Source organism: Paraburkholderia sp. XV (genome assembly GCF_020177535.1).
Lineage (GTDB): Bacteria > Pseudomonadota > Gammaproteobacteria > Burkholderiales > Burkholderiaceae > Paraburkholderia > Paraburkholderia caribensis.
Window position 1 is genome coordinate 1 of the sequence record NZ_JAGUUD010000141.1, and the last position, 17,648, is coordinate 17,648.

General features: G+C 61.0%; 4 protein-coding genes and 3 pseudogenes. 6 read left to right on the forward strand and 1 reads right to left on the reverse strand.

All coding sequences use genetic code 11. From position 1 onward, the window contains the following. The 3 genes and pseudogenes from KFO72_RS36875 to KFO72_RS36885 form a co-directional block, all read left to right on the forward strand. Positions 1-338: hypothetical protein (locus tag KFO72_RS36875; protein ID WP_225034150.1), on the forward strand; the 338-nt coding region annotated here is incomplete at its 5' end. Between the two features lie 474 nt (positions 339-812). Beyond that, positions 813-2,417: a ShlB/FhaC/HecB family hemolysin secretion/activation protein gene (locus KFO72_RS36880; protein ID WP_225034151.1), complete on the forward strand. Its 1,605-nt coding sequence runs from the start codon at positions 813-815 to the stop codon at positions 2,415-2,417. Next, a pseudogene (locus KFO72_RS36885) lies at positions 2,414-11,182 on the forward strand (hemagglutinin repeat-containing protein); the annotation flags it as partial. The gene KFO72_RS36880 and the pseudogene KFO72_RS36885, both read left to right, overlap by 4 nt. Positions 11,183-13,399: 2,217 nt before the next feature. On the opposite strand, the gene KFO72_RS36890 reads toward KFO72_RS36885, so the two are convergent. Next, entirely contained in the window at positions 13,400-13,690 is a 291-nt protein-coding gene (locus KFO72_RS36890) for a hypothetical protein (protein ID WP_318248528.1), read from the reverse strand. Between the two features lie 260 nt (positions 13,691-13,950). On the opposite strand from KFO72_RS36890, the pseudogene KFO72_RS36895 reads away from it, so the two are divergent. The 3 genes and pseudogenes from KFO72_RS36895 to KFO72_RS36905 form a co-directional block, all read left to right on the forward strand. Further along, positions 13,951-15,057, forward strand: a pseudogene (locus KFO72_RS36895) (IS5 family transposase). A gap of 7 nt (positions 15,058-15,064) precedes the next feature. Beyond that, positions 15,065-15,616, forward strand: a complete 552-nt coding sequence (locus tag KFO72_RS36900) for a hypothetical protein (RefSeq protein WP_225034153.1) — start codon at positions 15,065-15,067, stop codon at positions 15,614-15,616. Between the two features lie 248 nt (positions 15,617-15,864). After that, a pseudogene (locus tag KFO72_RS36905) lies at positions 15,865-16,458 on the forward strand (sugar transferase); the annotation flags it as partial. Positions 16,459-17,648 lie beyond the last annotated feature (1,190 nt).

Below are 17,648 nucleotides of genomic sequence, written 5' to 3' on the forward strand. Positions count from 1 at the left end.
TTTGTCTTCTTCATCGCGACATCTTACGCGACCACCTCGCCAACGTGACAGAGCCTCGCGCTGCTCACGTTGCCCGGAGCAGTCGTGGAAACGAAAAACGTCCGGTCGGTGGACCATACAAACCTCGAAAGACCATTCACTATTTCGCCGACCGGCCATCAAACCGGCAACACCGCCTTGAGGCGGCTTGGAACTACTCCAATATTGAAAGCCCGGGGGTCGAGCGCAACGACGCCGACATGCATACGCTGCGGTGTTGCGCAAACCGCTTCGTCATTTTTGCCCGTCATGCGCCTTGCATGAAATGTTGTATCGTCGCCTCGACTTGCATGGTTTGACAGTTGTTACTAAATGTTTCTGGTTCATTACGCGCGCTAACAGAACTACCGTAGCCTAAAAAATGACCAAGAGAGCTTACCGGCTCGTATCTGGCCGGATCCGGGGAACACTGGCCGCTGTCAAGAGGACGGCGCCCAGCAAAGACAATCAGCGTAGTGTAGACGCCGCGATGGCCATGCGTCGATGCGAGCAGCCTGTTGCGAGCGTATGGCTCGCAGCACATGCGCTAGCGCCACAGTAGTTTCGCCGCCATGAAGAACAATAATCCTGGCCGGAGCACCCGGCCCGGCTGGCGCGCGCACGTCCATCGGACCAGGAGGGTTATCTCTTGGCTCGGACGACATCGGGTAGCTCTCTTTTCTGGAGCGCTCCTCGCTTCGGCTCAAATCGCACATGCGCAGGTCGCCGATACACTCGGCGAACAGGAACAACGTCGGCGCGCTCAGGAGCAGGCGATCGAGCGCGAGCGTACGTTGCAGGCGCCCAAGGTCGAACTTCAGCCTGCCGTGCATGCCGAGATCGACGACGGCAAACTACCGGCCGAAACACCCTGCTTCAAGATCGACGAATTGACGCTGGAGGTGCCGTCTGGTCTTAGTGACACAGTCGAAGCCGCGGGCGCACGTGCGCTATCGCCCAATCCTCTTTTCCCTGGCGAACTGACGTTCGCCCGCGACTATCTGCAGCGCTACATCGGTCAATGCGTCGGGCGTGAAGGCCTCAACCTGATCGTGCATCGCGTCATGGCGCGCATCATCGAGAAGGGCTATTCGACCACGCGCGTCGTCATCGGACCGCAGGACCTGTCGACAGGCAAGCTGAAGCTTCAACTGATTCCCGGCGTGATCAGCGACATCCGCTTTGCCGATCCGTCGACATACGGCACGTGGCGCAACGCGTTCCCGACCCGTGCGGGCGACCTGCTGAATCTGCGCAATCTCGAGCAAGGTCTCGAGCAGATGAAGCGCGTTCCGAATCAGGACGTCGACATGCAGATCGTGCCGGGGCCATCGACGGGCGAAAGCGATGTCGTGATCGCGGTCAAGCGCCAGAAGCCCTGGTCGCTGACCTTGAGCGCGGACGACAGCGGCCTCAAGTCGACAGGCCAGCTTCAGGGCAGCGTGAGCCTCACAGTCGACAATCCGCTCGGCCTCTCCGATCTGCTCAACATCGGCTACAGCCACGACATCAATGGTCACGAGAGCCGGTACGGCACGCACGGCAGCAACGCGTACTACTCGATTCCGTGGGGCAACTGGACCTTCACCGCGACGGCGAGCCAGTACGACTATCACCAGCAGATCGCAGGCGCATTCACCACGCTGGTTTCCAGCGGCAAGTCGGAAACATTCGACGCCAAGACCGAGTACCAGTTCTATCGCAACCAGGTGCAGAAGAACTCCCTCGAATTCCGCTTCGGCAAGCGCTTTAGCGAAGCGTTTATAGACGGCACGGAAATCGACGTCCAGCATCGCGATAACAGCTACGCGGAAATCGGCTGGGAGCACAAGCATTACTTCGGCGCGGCGCAACTCGACAGCACGATCGCGTATCGCTGGGGCGTGCCGTGGTTCGGCGCGCAACCCGAGCTGCCCGGCGTGGGCAGCGGCACGCCGACCTCCTACTACCAGATGGAAACGCTCGATACGACGTTGAGCGTGCCATTCACGATCGCCGGCTTTCCGCTGCGCTACACGGCGACCGTGCGCGCGCAGAACACGCCCAACGTGCTGTATCCCACCGAGTACTTCTCGATTGGCAGCCGCTACACGGTGCGCGGCTTCGACGGCAACACGATGCTCGCCGCCGAGAAAGGCGTGTTCATGCGCAACGACCTGGAGTTCCAGTTTCCGCGTTTCGGCCAGGCGCTGTACGTCGGCCTTGATGGCGGCGAGGTCTTCGGACCCGAAGCGAACAACCTGCTGGGCCGCCGCCTTGTTGGCGCAGTCGTTGGCCTGCGCGGCAGCGCATTCAGACACGTCACTTACGACGTCTTCATTGGCGGCCCCCTGTATCAACCTGACCGTTTCCCTAACCACTGGCCGGTGGCGGGCTTCAGCGTGAGTTTCCTGCTATGAACAAGAACATCTTTCGCGTGATCTTCAATGCAGCGCGTGGCCTGTGGACGGCGGTGCAGGAAACGGCAACGGGGAACGGTCGCGGCCGCACGGTCGGCACACCGCGTCGGGTAGCGATTCCTGAAGTGCGCGGGAGCTTCGTCGACATGCTGTCGATGCGCCATGTCGCGTTCGCCGCACTGTGTGTGCTCGGCATGCAACCGATGCTGGTCGATGCGCAGGTCGTCGCGGCGCCGACTTCGGCTGGCAGCAAGCCGATCGTCGGCGTGGCGGGCAACGGCGTGCCTGTTGTCCAGATTGCGACGCCGAATGCGGCAGGCGTGTCGAACAACGGATACACGCAGTACAACGTCGGCTCGCAAGGCCTGATTCTGAACAACTCCCAGGGCAACGTGCTCACGCAGCAGGGCGGCTACGTCGCGGGAAATCCGAATCTCGCATCGGGCGATGCGCGCGTCATCGTCAACCAGGTTGTCGGCGGCAGCCCGAGCCAGTTGCTGGGCTATACCGAAGTGGCGGGCCAGCGCGCTGAAGTGGTGATCGCGAATCCCGCTGGCATCTACTGTAACGGTTGCGGCTTCATCAATACGAGCCGGGGCATTCTGACGACGGGTACGCCCGTCTTCGGCGGCACGGGTAGCCTCGATGCATTTCACGTGACGGGCGGCCAGATCCAGATCGGATCGGCGGGCCTGAACGGCAGCAATGTCGATCAGGTCGACCTGATCGCGCGCAGCGTGGCGATCAACGGCAAGGTCTGGGCTGGCCAGTCGCTCAATGTGGTGGCGGGCAACAACGACGTTCGCCACGACGATCTGAGCGCGCAATCCCTTGGGCCAGATGGCAACAGTCCGGGCGTGGCAATCGACGTCGCGCAACTGGGCGGCATATATGCCGGCAAGATCAAGCTGGTCGGTACGGAGGCAGGCGTGGGTGTCAACAGCGCCGGCACGATTGCGTCGCAGGCCGGTGATCTTCAGCTAAGCAGCCAGGGCAAGGTGACGCTGTCGGGTACGACGAGCGCGAGCGGCAACGTAACGGTTACAGCTTCGGGCGATGTGTCGAACACCGGTTCCGTCTATGCGACGCAGAACACCACCGTCAACAGTCAGGGCGTGGTGAGCAACAGCGGCACCATCGCAGCGCTGGGCAACACAGCAGTCACAGGCGCAAGCGTGAACTCGACGGGCGCGCTTGGCGCGGGCGTCGACGCAAACGGTAGCGTCACTGGAAGCGGCAGTCTGTCGGTAACAGGTACGGGCGCCGTGACCACCACCGGCCAGCAGATGGCAGGCGGCAATCTCGCGCTGTCGGGCAGCAGCGTGAACATGGCGGGGGCGCAGACGCTCGCGAAGGGCAATGTGTCGATGACCGCGACGGGCGCCAACGGCGACAGCGGCAACATCACCCGTACAGGCGGGGAGTTGCAGGCAGGCGGCAGTCTGAATGCCAACGCAGCGGGCGCGTTCTCGAACGATCAAGGGCAGTTGAGCGCCGCACAGCTGAACGTGACGGCGGGTAGCATCTCCAACCGGGGCGGCACGCTCTCGCAAACCGGCGCGGGCGACATGACGCTCGTCGCATCGCACACGCTCGACAACACTTCGGGCACGGTCACGACCAACGCACAGAACGCGACGATCCGCTCTGGCAGCCTGACCAATGTGAATGGCCAGATCAGCCACTCGGGTACGGGAACCTTCAGCGTCCAGACGGGCGCGCTCGACAACAGCCAGGGCAGCATCGCGACGAACGGCGCAGCGACCATCGCGGCCTCAGGCATCAATAACGCATCGGGCTCGTTGACCTCGGCGCAGTCGATTCATATTGCGTCGAATGGCGACATCGACAATACGGCGGGCCGGGTCGAAGCGGGCGGCGCGGTGATCGTATCGGCGGCGAATGTGGAGAACGCGGCCGGGCGCATCGTCTCTGAAAACGCCGATGGCCTCACGCTGTCGGCGGGTGGTCAGATCACGAATGCGGCGGGCACGACGGCGCAAGGCGCAACGGGGGGCGTGATCGGCGGCAACGGTGATGCGACGATCCACGCTGCGTCGCTGACGAACAGCGGAACGATTACGGCCGCGCAGAACCTCGGTGTGACGTCGGCGGGTACGTTCGACAACAGCAACGGTACGCTGAGCGGCGCGACGCTCGCAGCCAACGCCGCGTCGCTCAAGAACGTGAACGGCGCGATCAGCGCCGACACGGTTTCTGTGACCGTGCCACAGCTTGATAACACCAGCGGGCAGATCACTGCAAACGAGCTCACTGTCAACGCGACCAACCTGACGAATGCACATGGATCGCTGACCCAGTTGGGATCGGGCGCGATGGGTATGGACGTCACGGGAACGCTCGACAACTCGAACGGCGGCCTGATCCAGACCAACAGCACCGACCTGACGCTTGCACCCGCGTCGCTGAACAATAGCGGCGGCACGATCACCCATGCGGGTACGGGTACGTTGACGATCGATCCCGCTAACGGTTCGGGCACGGTCACGAACGTGGGCGGTTCGATCGTCAGCAATGGACAGACGTCGTTGTCGGCGGGAAGCCTCGATAACACGAGCGGCGCCATCGGTGGGCAGACGGGACTCGTCGCGACCATCGCGGGCGCGCTGAACAACTCGCATGGGCAACTGGCGTCGAACGCGGATCTGAACGTCGCGAGTGGCGGCGCGCTCACCAACACGGGCGGCACGATTGCGGCGACGGGCAACGGTTCGGTGCAGGCTGCGTCGCTTATGAATGGCGGCAGCATCACGGCGGGGCAGACTCTCAATGCCACGGTCGCAGGGACGCTCGACAATGGCGACGGGACGACCAGCGCGCAGTCTGTGACGACCTCGTCTGCAGCGTTCAAGAACGCGAACGGTCTGGTCAGCGGCAACACCGTGTCGATGACGGCTCCGCAGTTCGATGACAGCAGTGGCCGGATCATTGCCAATCAGCTTGCGTTGACCGCAACGGACCTCACGAACGCGCATGGCTCGCTGACGCAACTCGGTTCGGGCACGATGAACCTCGGCGTCAGCGGCACGTTCGATAACTCGAACGGCGGCGTCATCCAGACCAACAGCACGGACCTGACGCTCGCATCCGCTTCGGTGAACAACAACGGCGGCACGATCATGCATGCCGGTACGGGCACGTTGACGATCAAGCCGGGCAATGGCGCGGGTTCGCTGACCAACGTCGGCGGTCGCATCGTGACCAATGGGCAGGCATCGGTTCAGGTCGGCAGTCTCGACAATACGGGCGGCACGCTTGCCTCGCAGGGTATGATGTCCGCTGTCGTTCAGGCGGTGTTGAACAACACGAACGGGCGACTGTCGTCAGGCACGGCGCTGACTGCGTCGAGCGGCGGCTCGCTGTTGAATGCGGGCGGCGTGATTGGTGCCGGTGGCGCCGCAGCAGACAGCACGCTGAATCTGAGCGCGGCTTCGATCGACAACTCGGGCGGCGCCATCACCAACGTCGGGACGGGTGCAACGACGATCAGCGCCGGCAGTCAGATCACGAACCGGAATGCGGGCGCAGTGTCGGGGATGGGTTCGATCAGCGGTAACGGCGACGTCACGGTCACTGCGTCATCCATCTCGAACACGCAAGGCGGGCAACTGAGCGGCGCGAACCTGCAGATCAACACGGGCAATCTCGACAACACGGGCGGCGCAATCGGCAATGCCGCCAACACGACGGGCGACGTCGGCATCTCGACAGGGACGCTCACAGCCACAAACGGCCAGATCAATGCGTCGCGCAATCTTTCGGTGGGCGCCAGCACGCTGCTGGGTGGCGGCCGGTATAGCGCGGTCAACGATCTCACACTGAACCTGCAAGGGGACTTCACGACGGCGCCGAACTACAGCTTCAGCGCCGGCCACAACCTCACCTTCTCGTTGCCAGGAACGTTCAACAACGCCGGTGCTTTCTCGGCGGTGAACGGTCTGACCGTCAATGCGAGCAACATCACCAACTCGGGCACGCTCGCGGCGGGCGGATTGCCGACCACGCATTCCAATACGCTGACCAACACGGGCACGATTGTAGGCGGCAGCGTATCGCTGAATGCCACGCAAACCCTGTCGAATCTCGGCACAAGCGCGTTGATAGGCGCGACCGATAGCGCTGGCAAGCTCGAACTGCTCGCACCCGACATCGAGAACCGCGATGACACCACCTACGGTGACACGCAGGCGATGACGACGATCTATGGCCTGGGTCAGGTGGTCCTCGCGGGCGGTAAGGACGGGAGTGGCAACTACGTCAACGCGAATCTGGTCCGGAATCAGTCTGGCCTGATCCAGTCGAGCGGTGACATGCAGATCGCAGCAAACCTGGTGACGAACACGCGGCGCGAGATGACCACGTCCGGCTTCACGTCGTCGGTCGATCCGAACCTGCTTGCAAGTCTCGGCATCAGCCTGTCCGGCCAGACCGGCCAGGTGGGTGTGAAAGACCCGAACAGTATTGGCGGCGTCTATACGGAACCGCCGCACGGCGGCCAGTGGAACAGCACGTACGAATTCACGACCTATACGGGCGTGGCGGTCGCCAACACCGTTACCTCGGTCACGCCGGGATCGCAGATCATCGCTGGCGGCAATCTGAACGTTTCGGCGGTGGGGAATCTCCAGAACTACTGGAGCCAGATAGCGGCGGGGGGCAACATCGCCTCGCCGCATCATTTTGACCAGGACAGCTGGCAGGGCCAGACTGCGCCGCAGGTGCAGGTTACGTACTCCGGGCAATATCACTACAACAACTACGACAACAGCGAGCACGACTGGAAATTGCCGTTCGGCGACGCACCGTTCGTCGGCTCGCGTCCTGGTGGCTATTCGCAGGCAGCGCCGGCCGACGTTCGCACGTATGCACTGCCGGCATACGAATCCAGCTATGTGGCAGGTGGGACGATCAGTGGCACGGGCGTCACCATCAACAACACGGCCGGCAATGCCTCCGTGACGCCGCTCGGGCTTCTGCCGGGGCAGAGCATATCGGGTGCTGGCGCGGGATCCGTGAGCGGCACGATCGGCGCGAACGGTGGCGCGCACGCAGGTTCAGCGTCTGTGCAGGGCGGCCACATCGCCAACAGCAGCCTGATCGATTTCAGCAACCCCGTCATCGCCCGCGCCACGGCCGCCAACGTATTGAGCAACATCCGGTTGCCGAAGGGCGGTCTGTTCAGCGTCGATACCGCGCCGAATGCGCCGTACCTCGTTGAGACGAATCCTGCCTTCACCAACCAGCAGCAGTGGCTGTCGAGCGACTATTACTTCAATCAGATGGGCATGAACCCCGGGCAGATCCAGTTGCGCCTGGGCGATGGCTTCTACGAGCAGAAGCTCGTGCAGGACCAGATCATGTCGATGACGGGCAAGTCGGTGCTCACGAACTACGCCAGCACGCAGGACGAGTTCCAGGCGCTGATGGCATCCGGCGCACAATTGGCGAAGTCGCTCAATCTTGCGCCGGGCACGGGGTTGTCGCCCGACCAGGTGGCGCAGTTGACCAGCAACGTCGTCATCATGCAAAGCCAGGTTGTCGATGGTCAGACGGTGCTCGTGCCCGTCGTGTATCTGGCGCAGGCGAGCCAGCAGAACATGGGCAACGGCCCCATCATCGCGGCGACGAACATCGATCTGCAAAACGCCCAGTCGGTGACCAACAGCGGCACGATCAGCGCGACGAACAGTTTCTCGATTGGTGCGCAGAGCATCGACAGTTCGTTTGGCACGTTGCAGTCAGGCGGGCAGATGACGCTCGTGACGGCGGGTGACGTCAATCTGACGTCAGCGAATGTGAACGCCGGCAGCCTGGCGCTTCAGGCAGGTGGGAACCTGATTCTGGATACGGCGGCGAAGACGGTCAGTCAGGTTAGTGCTACTGGCGCGACGCGTGTCACGACGACGCTTGGGCCTACGGCCAGAATCAATGTGGCGGGTAACGCGGCGATTATCACGGGCGGCAATTTCGAGCAGAACGCGGGAAATTTGAACGTGGGCGGCGCGCTCGGGATGAGCATCGGCGGCAACTGGAATCTCGGCGTACAGGAGACGGGAGAGACGAAGGTCGTCGCACGCGCGAACGGCGTATCCGACACGCACCTCGTGAGCGATACAGGCAGCAATGTGAAGGTCGGGGGCGTGTCGGTGATTGCAGTGGGTGGCGATCTGACGGCGACGGGCGCGAACATCAATCTGGGTGGTGGCGGAACTGTCGCGGCGGGCGGCAATGTAACCCTGCAGGCAGCGACCGCGACATCGACCGTCGATAGCAGCAGCTCTGGCAGCGATCACCACGGCAGCTATTCGGAAACGCTGCACGCGTCGGACGATGCGGTGACCGCGACGACGCTCAAGAGCGGTGACAGTCTCGCGATTGTGTCGGGCAAAGACCTCAACATCACAGGCAGCACGGTCTCGCTCGACAAGGGCAATGCGCTGCTGATGGCTGCAGGCAGCGTGAACGTCGGCGCGACGACGGAAACACACGCCTCGGATACGTACGAGACCGACAGCCACAGCGGTGTCGCGAGCCACACGAGTGCAGTGAATCGCGTTAATCAGAGTGCGACGTATTCGGACGGCAGCACGATCTCGGCGGATGGCGTGGCCGTCGTCAGCGGCAAGGACATCAACGTGACCGGCAGCAATATCGTCGGTACGAACAGCGTCGCCCTCGCCGCCAAGGGCAACGTCAATATCCTTGCTGCAACCGATACCTGGCAGGATTCCGAGTATCACGATGTCAAGCATTCTGGTCTGTCCGGAAGTGGCGGCATTGGTTTCAGCGTTGGTTCGAGCGAGCAGAAGGATCAATACGACGCGAGTTCCGTCACGCAGAGCCAGTCGCGTAGCACCGTAGGCAGCGTCGCGGGGAACGTGTCGATTTCCGCAGGCAAGGATGTGCATATCGGCGGTAGCGATGTCATTGCGGGCAAGGCGGCTGGTGACGTCACGGGCGCGACAGGCAACATCAGCATCGCAGGCCAGAACATCATCATCGACCCGAGCCAGGACACTGCGCAGTCGAAGGACCATCAGGAAGCGCGTTCGTCGGGCCTGACGTTGGCGGTAACTGGGACGCCGCTCGATACGGCTCGCAATCTCCAGGCGGCGGGCTCCTCGGGCAGCGCTTATAACCGTGCACAAGGCATCGGTAACGAACTGGGGGCGAGTGCTGCCGATACGCCGTCGGTCACAGCAACTTTCAGCCACAGCAGCAGCTCAAGCACCACCGAGGTCGCGAGTCTGTCGAATGCCGGTAGCACGATTCGAGGTGGTGGCAACGTGACACTCACGGCTACGGGCGGCGCGCTGAGCATGCTCGGAGCGCCCGTCGACGGTGACATTGTCATTACCGGCTCGACGATCTCGGCAGGCGGAACCACGACGCTCGACGCGAACCGGAACGTGATACTGCAGGCGTCAACTAACCAGTTGCAGCAAAGCAGCCAGTACGACAGTTCAGGCATGTCCTTCCAGATGGCGAGTCCTAGCCTGGGCAATCTCGGCCGATGGATCAACGGTGGTCCGAACAGCAGCGGGATCAGTTCGTCGCCCTATAACGCCGCGCGCAGCAATTCCGACAGTAACGGTTCATCGACGACACAGACTCCCAGTGTCGTCACTGGCAACAGTGTGATCGTGAAAAGTCACACGGGCGACATCGACGTCGTGGGTTCGGGCATCAGTGGCACACAGGGTGTTGATCTGGTCGCGATGCAGGGCTCGATTAACGTGATGGCGGGCACGGACACCAGTGCGAACCATCAGGAGTCGAGTAGCCATCAGTTCGGCGATCTTGGCAGCAATGGAACCGGCACCGGATTCAGCCAGGGCGTGTCGAACAGCCATACCGTGCAGGATACGGCGGCGCAGACCCAAAGCACGATCCGCAGCCAGATCGTGAGCGGCAACGGTAGCGTGACGCTGGACGCGCAACAGGATGTGACGGTCCAGGGCTCGGATGTATATGCGGGCAAAGATCTGACGCTGATCGGTAAGAACCTGAATCTTGATCCCGGCACGGATGCGCAGCAAAGCAGCATGAGCCACAGCGCCAGCCAGTATGGCGTGTCGCTCGCGTTGGGAGGAGTTGCGGGTGACACCGTGGCGACCGTGAACCGCAGCATGAACGCAGCGCAACAGACACATGATTCACGGCTCGCCGCTCTCGATGTGGCGCAGGCTGGACTGGCCGCGTACGGTGCGCAAGCGGCGGCGCAAAGCGGTCAGGCGACGGCGCTGATCAAAGCGACCGTGAGCGTCGGGGGTGGCAGCAGCCACAGCGAAGCGCAAAGCAGTTCGACCACGAACACCGGCAGTACGCTCACCGCAGGTGGTACCGCGACTCTCGTCGCAACAGGGAGCGGTAGCAAGGACGCGGCTGGCTACTCGACGGACGGCGACATCAATGCACGCGGTACGCAGATCACTGCGCACGACGTGACGTTGAATGCAGCACGCGACATCAATCTGCAGAGTGCGAAGGACACGAGCCAGCAGACGAGCAGCAACAGCAGCAGCAATGCGAGCATCGGGGTGGGGTTCGGGCTGGGGGGAACGCAAAATGGCTTCACGCTCGAACTGGCCGCGAGCGGCTCCAAGGGTAATGCCAAGGGCAACGGCGTAACGAATCAGGATACGCAGATCAACGCGAGCGGCACTGTCGCGATGACGAGCGGGCGCGATACAAACCTGCGCGGCGCGGAAGTGGCGGGTCATACGGTCGACGCAGATGTCGGGCGCGATCTCAACATTGCCAGCCAGCAGGACACCAACACATACAAGAGCCAGCAAGTCAGCGGCGGATTCCAGGCGAGCATCTGCGTGCCGCCGTTCTGCTTCGGACAGACGGTCAGCGGCAGTGCGAATGCCAGCGCCCAGTCCATCAAGGACAACTTCCAGTCCGTCAACCAGCAAAGCGGAATCAGCGCGGGCGACGGTGGGTTTAACATTCATGTCGGTAATCACACGCAGCTGGATGGCGGAGTCATTGCAAGCACCGCGACACCTGACAATAACTTACTGTCGACCCAGACGTTGGGTTACTCCAATCTCGACAACCATGCGGATTATTCCGGCTCATCAGTGGGCTTTAGCGCGAGCACGAGCAGTGGTCGGAGTTCGACGAGCATCGCGGGGATGGGACCGACCGGCTTTGGGGCAGCAGGCACAGCAGACAGTGCATCGGGCACGACGTACGCTGCAATCAGTCCCGGCACGATTATCGTGCGCGGCGATGCCGGTACGGGGCACGACAGCACGACTGGTCTGAGCCGCGATACCGCCAACGCGAACGGATCTGTTGCGAACACCTTCGATGCGCAAAAGGTGGCGGATGACATGGCGGTCCAGCAGGGCGTAGTGCAGGTTGGCATGCAGGTTGTCGGAACCATCGATAACAAGCTGCAGGAGCGTGCGCGCGATGCCCAGAAGCAGGCATACCAAGACTATGCTTCGGCGTACGCAGCGGGCGATACTGCGGGTATGGCGAAGGCTCAGGCCGATTACAACGCGGCGTCGCAGCAGTTCGCGTTGTGGGGCGACGACGGGGCGGGGCGAATCGGCTCCCATGCTGCAGTAGCCGCTGTGGGTGCTGCTCTGGGAGGTGGGAATGTGGCGGGCGCGGTTGGAGGTACCGTGGCTGGTGATGTTGCGGGCAACGCGGTGAGCAGCGCGACAGACAGCACGCTGCTTTCCAACATAGCATCTGGTGCCGCCGGTGCTGCTGCAGGGGGCGCCCTAGGCGGGGCGGGAGGCGCGCTGAGCGGTGCGAATGGAGCATTGAGTGCTGACCTGTACAACCGGCAACTGCATCAAGCCGAAAAGTCGCTATCGCAGCAGCTCGCGACGGCTGCCAATGCCAAGGGATTAAAGAACGCTGACGGTTCAGCTATTACAACAACAGACATCGCTAATCAGCTTGCGCAGATGGGCTACCAGGCTAACGGCGCGTACGAGAGCGGTGCCGCCGCCACTGTCAAAGGCGAGATGCCTGACGATGGCTCGACGTGGAAGTATGCGGGCGTGGACCAGACCACTGGGAAGGCGATCTGGGCGCAAACACCCGGTCCTGCGAATGCCGCGCTACAAGCGTTCATCTTGCAGAACACGAACGGGGCGGACGTACCGCTCGTGCAGCAATATACGGCCTCGCCTGGGGGCTCACAATCGCAATACGGATCACAGGGCATTTCGACGGGATCAACTGCAGGTTCGATATGCCCGAGCGGCAACTGCGGGATCGCGTACCAATCAGTTTCAATGCCTTCGCCAGCGACTGTCACGGATAAGGGCGCGACTGCATTAGCGCTCACATCACCATGGCTTCCGCCGCCATTCGATATCGCTGCGCTTGTTGGTTCCGTGGGACTGCAGTCGCTAAACTATCTCTACAGTCCGCCAAGTCGTGCTTCGGTCCTATACAGCACAATGAGTTCCATTGGCGGTGCGTTGCTTCCCCAAGGACCCATGATTCAAACTCTGTTTACTTTAGGGACAACGGCGGTGCAACCTTACATCGCTCCTTAGCACAATCAACTTTAAAGGGTGAATGCGAGACACCATGAGCAACAACAAATGGAAGGATGATTTAACGCCATTCGAGCGAAGAGTCTATCGTTGGATATCGTATGTGGCACTGGCTGTCGTTTTCTACTGTGTGCTCATGGTGCGCAAGTACCCAGCATTGACGGTTTTTTTCGTAGTTGGGCTGGTTGCGCTAGTGGTAGCGATGATCTTTGGTGGGGGGTATAGCAAAAGCGTCAGGGTTTTCGATTTGAGGCGATTCGATAAACGATCCCGTGACGAAGATTCATGTCGTAAATGATTTGAGCGAAAGTTTGCATCAAGCCAAGAAGAAGTTTCGCGACACGCTAGGTGGCTCGCCGTTGTCCAGTATTGCATCTGATGCAGTTGCCGCCGTCGCCGGGTGGTGCGTTAGACGCGACGGGCGGTGTGCTAAGCGGCGTCTGAATGGGCCTGCGTGACGGCCGCCCTCTCGGGCTCGATGTCGGACGCGCTGGTGACGAGCACCAGATTGCGCGCGGCGATCGCGCGCCGGTCTTCGGCTGTGCGCACCTGCGCCGCGAGGTCGGCCCGCGCGTTGATGCCATTCACGTAGTTCCCGAAGCAGTCGTTTGCATCGTTGAGCGATGTCAGCGAGAGCGCCGACGCCACCACCACCATCGCCGCGACCACACCAAAACCCGCCGCGAGTTTGGCTTTCACCGTCAAGTTCGCGAAATTCATGTTCACCCCTTTCCCAAAAGTGCGTACGACGTTAATCCATCCCGTCAGGCGATCAGGCAGGGCGTTGATGGTGTTATTGGGCCATTCGCTGATTCATCTGAGCATGCCGGCGCCCCCCGCAGGGGAAACACTGCCATGCACCCGGCATATCGGTCGCGCAGTGGCGACCTTAGCAGGCTGTTGAATTTCGGTCCCGCGTAAACGGGATCCTTGGGCCGAACGTTATGGATATCGTGTTCATGAACTTGGCAGTGAATTCGATGCGCGGAATGGATGAGATGCAGGAAGCTCTTTTCACGACGGTCAAGCTTGAGGACTTCGTTCCGGCCGATCATCCGTTGCGCCCCATACGGTTGCTGGTCAATCAGGCGTTGAAGCGGCTCAACGGATAGTTCGGCATCGTCTATGCGGACAGCGGCCGGGCCTCGATTGCACCGGAGAAGCTGGTGCGTGCGCTTCTGTTGCAGGTGTTCTACTCGGTGCGCAGCGAACGCATGCTGATGGAGCAGATGCAGTACAACCTCCTGTTCCGCTGGTTCGTTGGACTGGCCATCGAGGACACGGTATGGAACCACTCCGTCTTCTCGAAGAACCGTGACCGGCTGCTCGAGCATGAGGTCGTGGAGTCGTTCTTCTTTACCGAAGTGATGACGCTCGCCGACAGGCAGGGTCTGCTGTCCCGGGAGCATTTCTCGGTCGACGGCACGCTCATCCAGGCTTGGGCGAGTCACAAGAGTTTTCGCCGCAAGGACGGATCGGACGATCCGCCGGCCGGCGGCGGGCGCAACGCCGAAGCCGACTGGAAGGGTGAGCGACGTAGCAATGACACGCATGAGTCGAGCACTGATGCGGATGCGCGCCTGTTCAAGAAGAGTAAGCAGAGTCGGGCCATCCTCTGTTACCAGGGGCATATCTTGATGGAGAACCGCTCCGGGCTGGTGGTCGGTGCCGTGGTAAGCCATGCGGATGGCTTTGGCGAGCGCGCCAGTGCGCTGCGACTGCTCGAGCGCGTGCCTGGCACTCACGCGAAGACAGTCGGTGCCGACAAGGCGTACGACACGAATGATTTCGTAAGCGATTGCCGGGCGCGCAACATAACCCCGCATGTCGCACGCAACGACGCCCGCCAAGGCGGCAGCGCGATCGATGAGCGTACCTCGCGGCACGCGGGATACTGGATGAGTCAGGTCATCCGCAAGCGTATCGAGGAGCATTTCGGCTGGGGCAAGACGGTCGGTCGGATCCGGCAGACGGTGTATCGCGGCATCAAGCGGGTCGACCAGCACTTCAAGCTGACAATGGTCGCGAGCAATCTCACGCGCATGGCGCGAATAGTGGACGCGATGCATACCGGAGCGGTGCAATGAGCCGCCGATGCGCGCGGCCCGCGAGGCCTGGCATCCCCGCGCAGGCGCGTTGCCTGCGCAAACTGATCGGCCCATCCCGATTTCAGTTGGAAATTGCACGCGAAACACTCCTGACCATCGCTTCGGTCCTCATGACGAGGTGCTTTTCAACAACCTGCTAGAGGAGAAATGGCAGTTCATCCCCGTATCCGCGACGATCGGCGCGTTCGGTCTAGGCATCCCGTTGATGCTCCGAGCTGCGCCAACCACCGAACCCCGACCGCTTCGTCAAAATGCAGGTGCTGGGACGAAAGCTGAATATGCTCTGCGAGCCGCCGAGTATAAGCGGCAGTTGGGCTGGCACCGGTGTGAGGGAATTCTTGCAGGCGCCGCCATTGCGACGTCGTTCATCGGATTCATCTGGTGGTTTCACCTCCTCGCCCTGCAGATGGACCACGAATGGGCGGCGGCATTGCAAGGAAGCTTTCTATCCGACCCCGTTTTTGCAAAGCGAGGTTCGTTGGCCTACTATCTGATGATGTGTTTGGCGACCGAGCTAAAAAGTTGGGGGGCTGAATGAGTAACGTAATACTGGCGATCGAGGCCTCGGGCTGGCTCGTCGCCATCTTCGGTTCAGCTCTTGCCATTTCTGTCGTGGTCAACTATCTCCGGCACAGCTCCCAGGCAGCCAAGCAACTTGCGTTGGCGCGCTTCGCCTTGGAGGCGGATGCAGATGAGGTTGATACACTGGAAACAAGCAGGGGCCAGGAAATCGTGGGAGAACACTTGCTTGTTGCCGCCCGAAAGATCCAGCGGCGCGATTGGGCCAAGCGGGCGTTCGACTTCACTGCCGCCGTCTTCTTCATGGTGGCATTACTGCCACTCCTCGTCATTATCTCGCTTGTCATCATCAGCGACGGTGGTCCCGCACTCTACGGACACGTCCGCGTGGGTCGTAACGGTAAGCCCTTTCGCTGCCTGAAATTCCGTTCAATGGTTGTGAACGCCGATCAGGTTTTCCAGTCGCAGATCGGAAGCGATCCGCTTGCGCGCGCCGAATGGGAACTCTCATTCAAACTGGAGCACGATATGCGCGTCACCCGGATTGGCCGCTTTCTGCGCCGTACGAGTCTGGATGAATTGCCGCAGTTGTGGAACGTCGTACGTGGCGATATGAGCCTTGTGGGGCCGCGTCCATTAGTTGAGTCTGAGCTCCAGCGTTACGGTTCGACAGCCAGTTACTACCTGACGTTCAGACCCGGCATGACTGGTTTATGGCAGGCAAGCGGGCAGGAAACGGCCGACTACGCTAAGCAGCCCGAACTGATTGCCGCCTATGTAAAAGAGGGATCGTTATTGCAGGATGTACACATACCCTGGCAGCGGTCCCGTGAGTTCTTTTCCAACACGCTACACGCGTGAGCGATGCATCACATAGGCGCAGTTCGACGAGAAGAAAAGTGACCGCCCCCAGCTTGACCAGGTTGGTCGCCAGCGTCATGTAGTTGACTTCCAATCGTGGTCCGGTATGACGTGCGAGAGTTCTCTCCGCACAGTTACCACAGTTACATATCGCGTCCCCTTCAGGCGCGCTACGCAACGAAGCCCACCGTCACTCGTGTATTTCGATTGACAGGATGGGCTGCGGATCTATATCAGCCTTGACGCAGCCATGATCTCAGCTGCTGGCCCCTATGAAATTCGCTGACTCGATCCTCATTCGGCCAGCGAGCTCAAAGGTCGTATAGTCCCTCAAATCTATCGGGCCATGCATCGTCTAACAAAGAACGGGCTGACGCGATACGATGCTGTTCACGCGATCGGTTCGGTGGGCGCCACACACCTGTTCGATATCCTGAAGACGGGGCAGGGCGACAATTCGGATGCTTCGTAAGCGCGCTACTTCGCAGCAGTGGAGCGGCTGACTGAAACGCGTTGCCATCAAGGATGGGGAATAGTCGTGTGCTTACGTAGCTGCGTAAGTCGTGTCGACGCAATAGGAAGCCAGGTAATGCGAAGGAAAGATCGTCGCAGATCGCATCGGGTTGCGTTTTGTCGCGCGGAATCGCGTTGTTAAAAAGCGAAAACTTATTTTAATCGCTAATTCTTGATTCGATGCGATGGAATCGAAAGCGCATGCGTTGCGGCTACGCCTCAGTCGCTATATCAAAGGGCTTAGCCGATCCGGCAATTCTTGTCTGACCGCTACCCGCCAGGACTGCAGGTTCATGGTCTGCGCAAGACGGTTTGCACTTCGACTGTCGGCTACGAGCGTGTCGCGCGAGCCCGCTAGGGGGAAATTGGATCGTTCGAACTCACGCGAAAGCCTGTAGTGTAAGTCGTCTCGCTGATCGTGCATTTGCGTGGTGTCGCGAAACTTCGGGCTGGAGCGGCGCCGACTGAGAGCGGCTGGGTAGCGGTATGTCGAGGCAATCTGTCAACGCTGAATAGCTGGTCGTGAATAATTTTCCACCGATGCGGCGATACAGCCCATTGATTCTAGATCACAGCCTTCCACTCGCGGCGAATACGATGACCCACCCACAGTAGCAAGTAAGGCGTTGTCACGTTAAGGTCTTCGAGAGGCAAGTGGGCACAGAACGTACATTTGC

Coding starts and splice junctions, on each gene's coding strand:
- KFO72_RS36900 (WP_225034153.1), top strand. CDS start 15,065: ATGCGCGCGGCCCGCGAGGCCTGGCATCCCCGCGCAGGCGCGTTGCCT.
- KFO72_RS36890 (WP_318248528.1), bottom strand. CDS start 13,690: ATGAATTTCGCGAACTTGACGGTGAAAGCCAAACTCGCGGCGGGTTTT.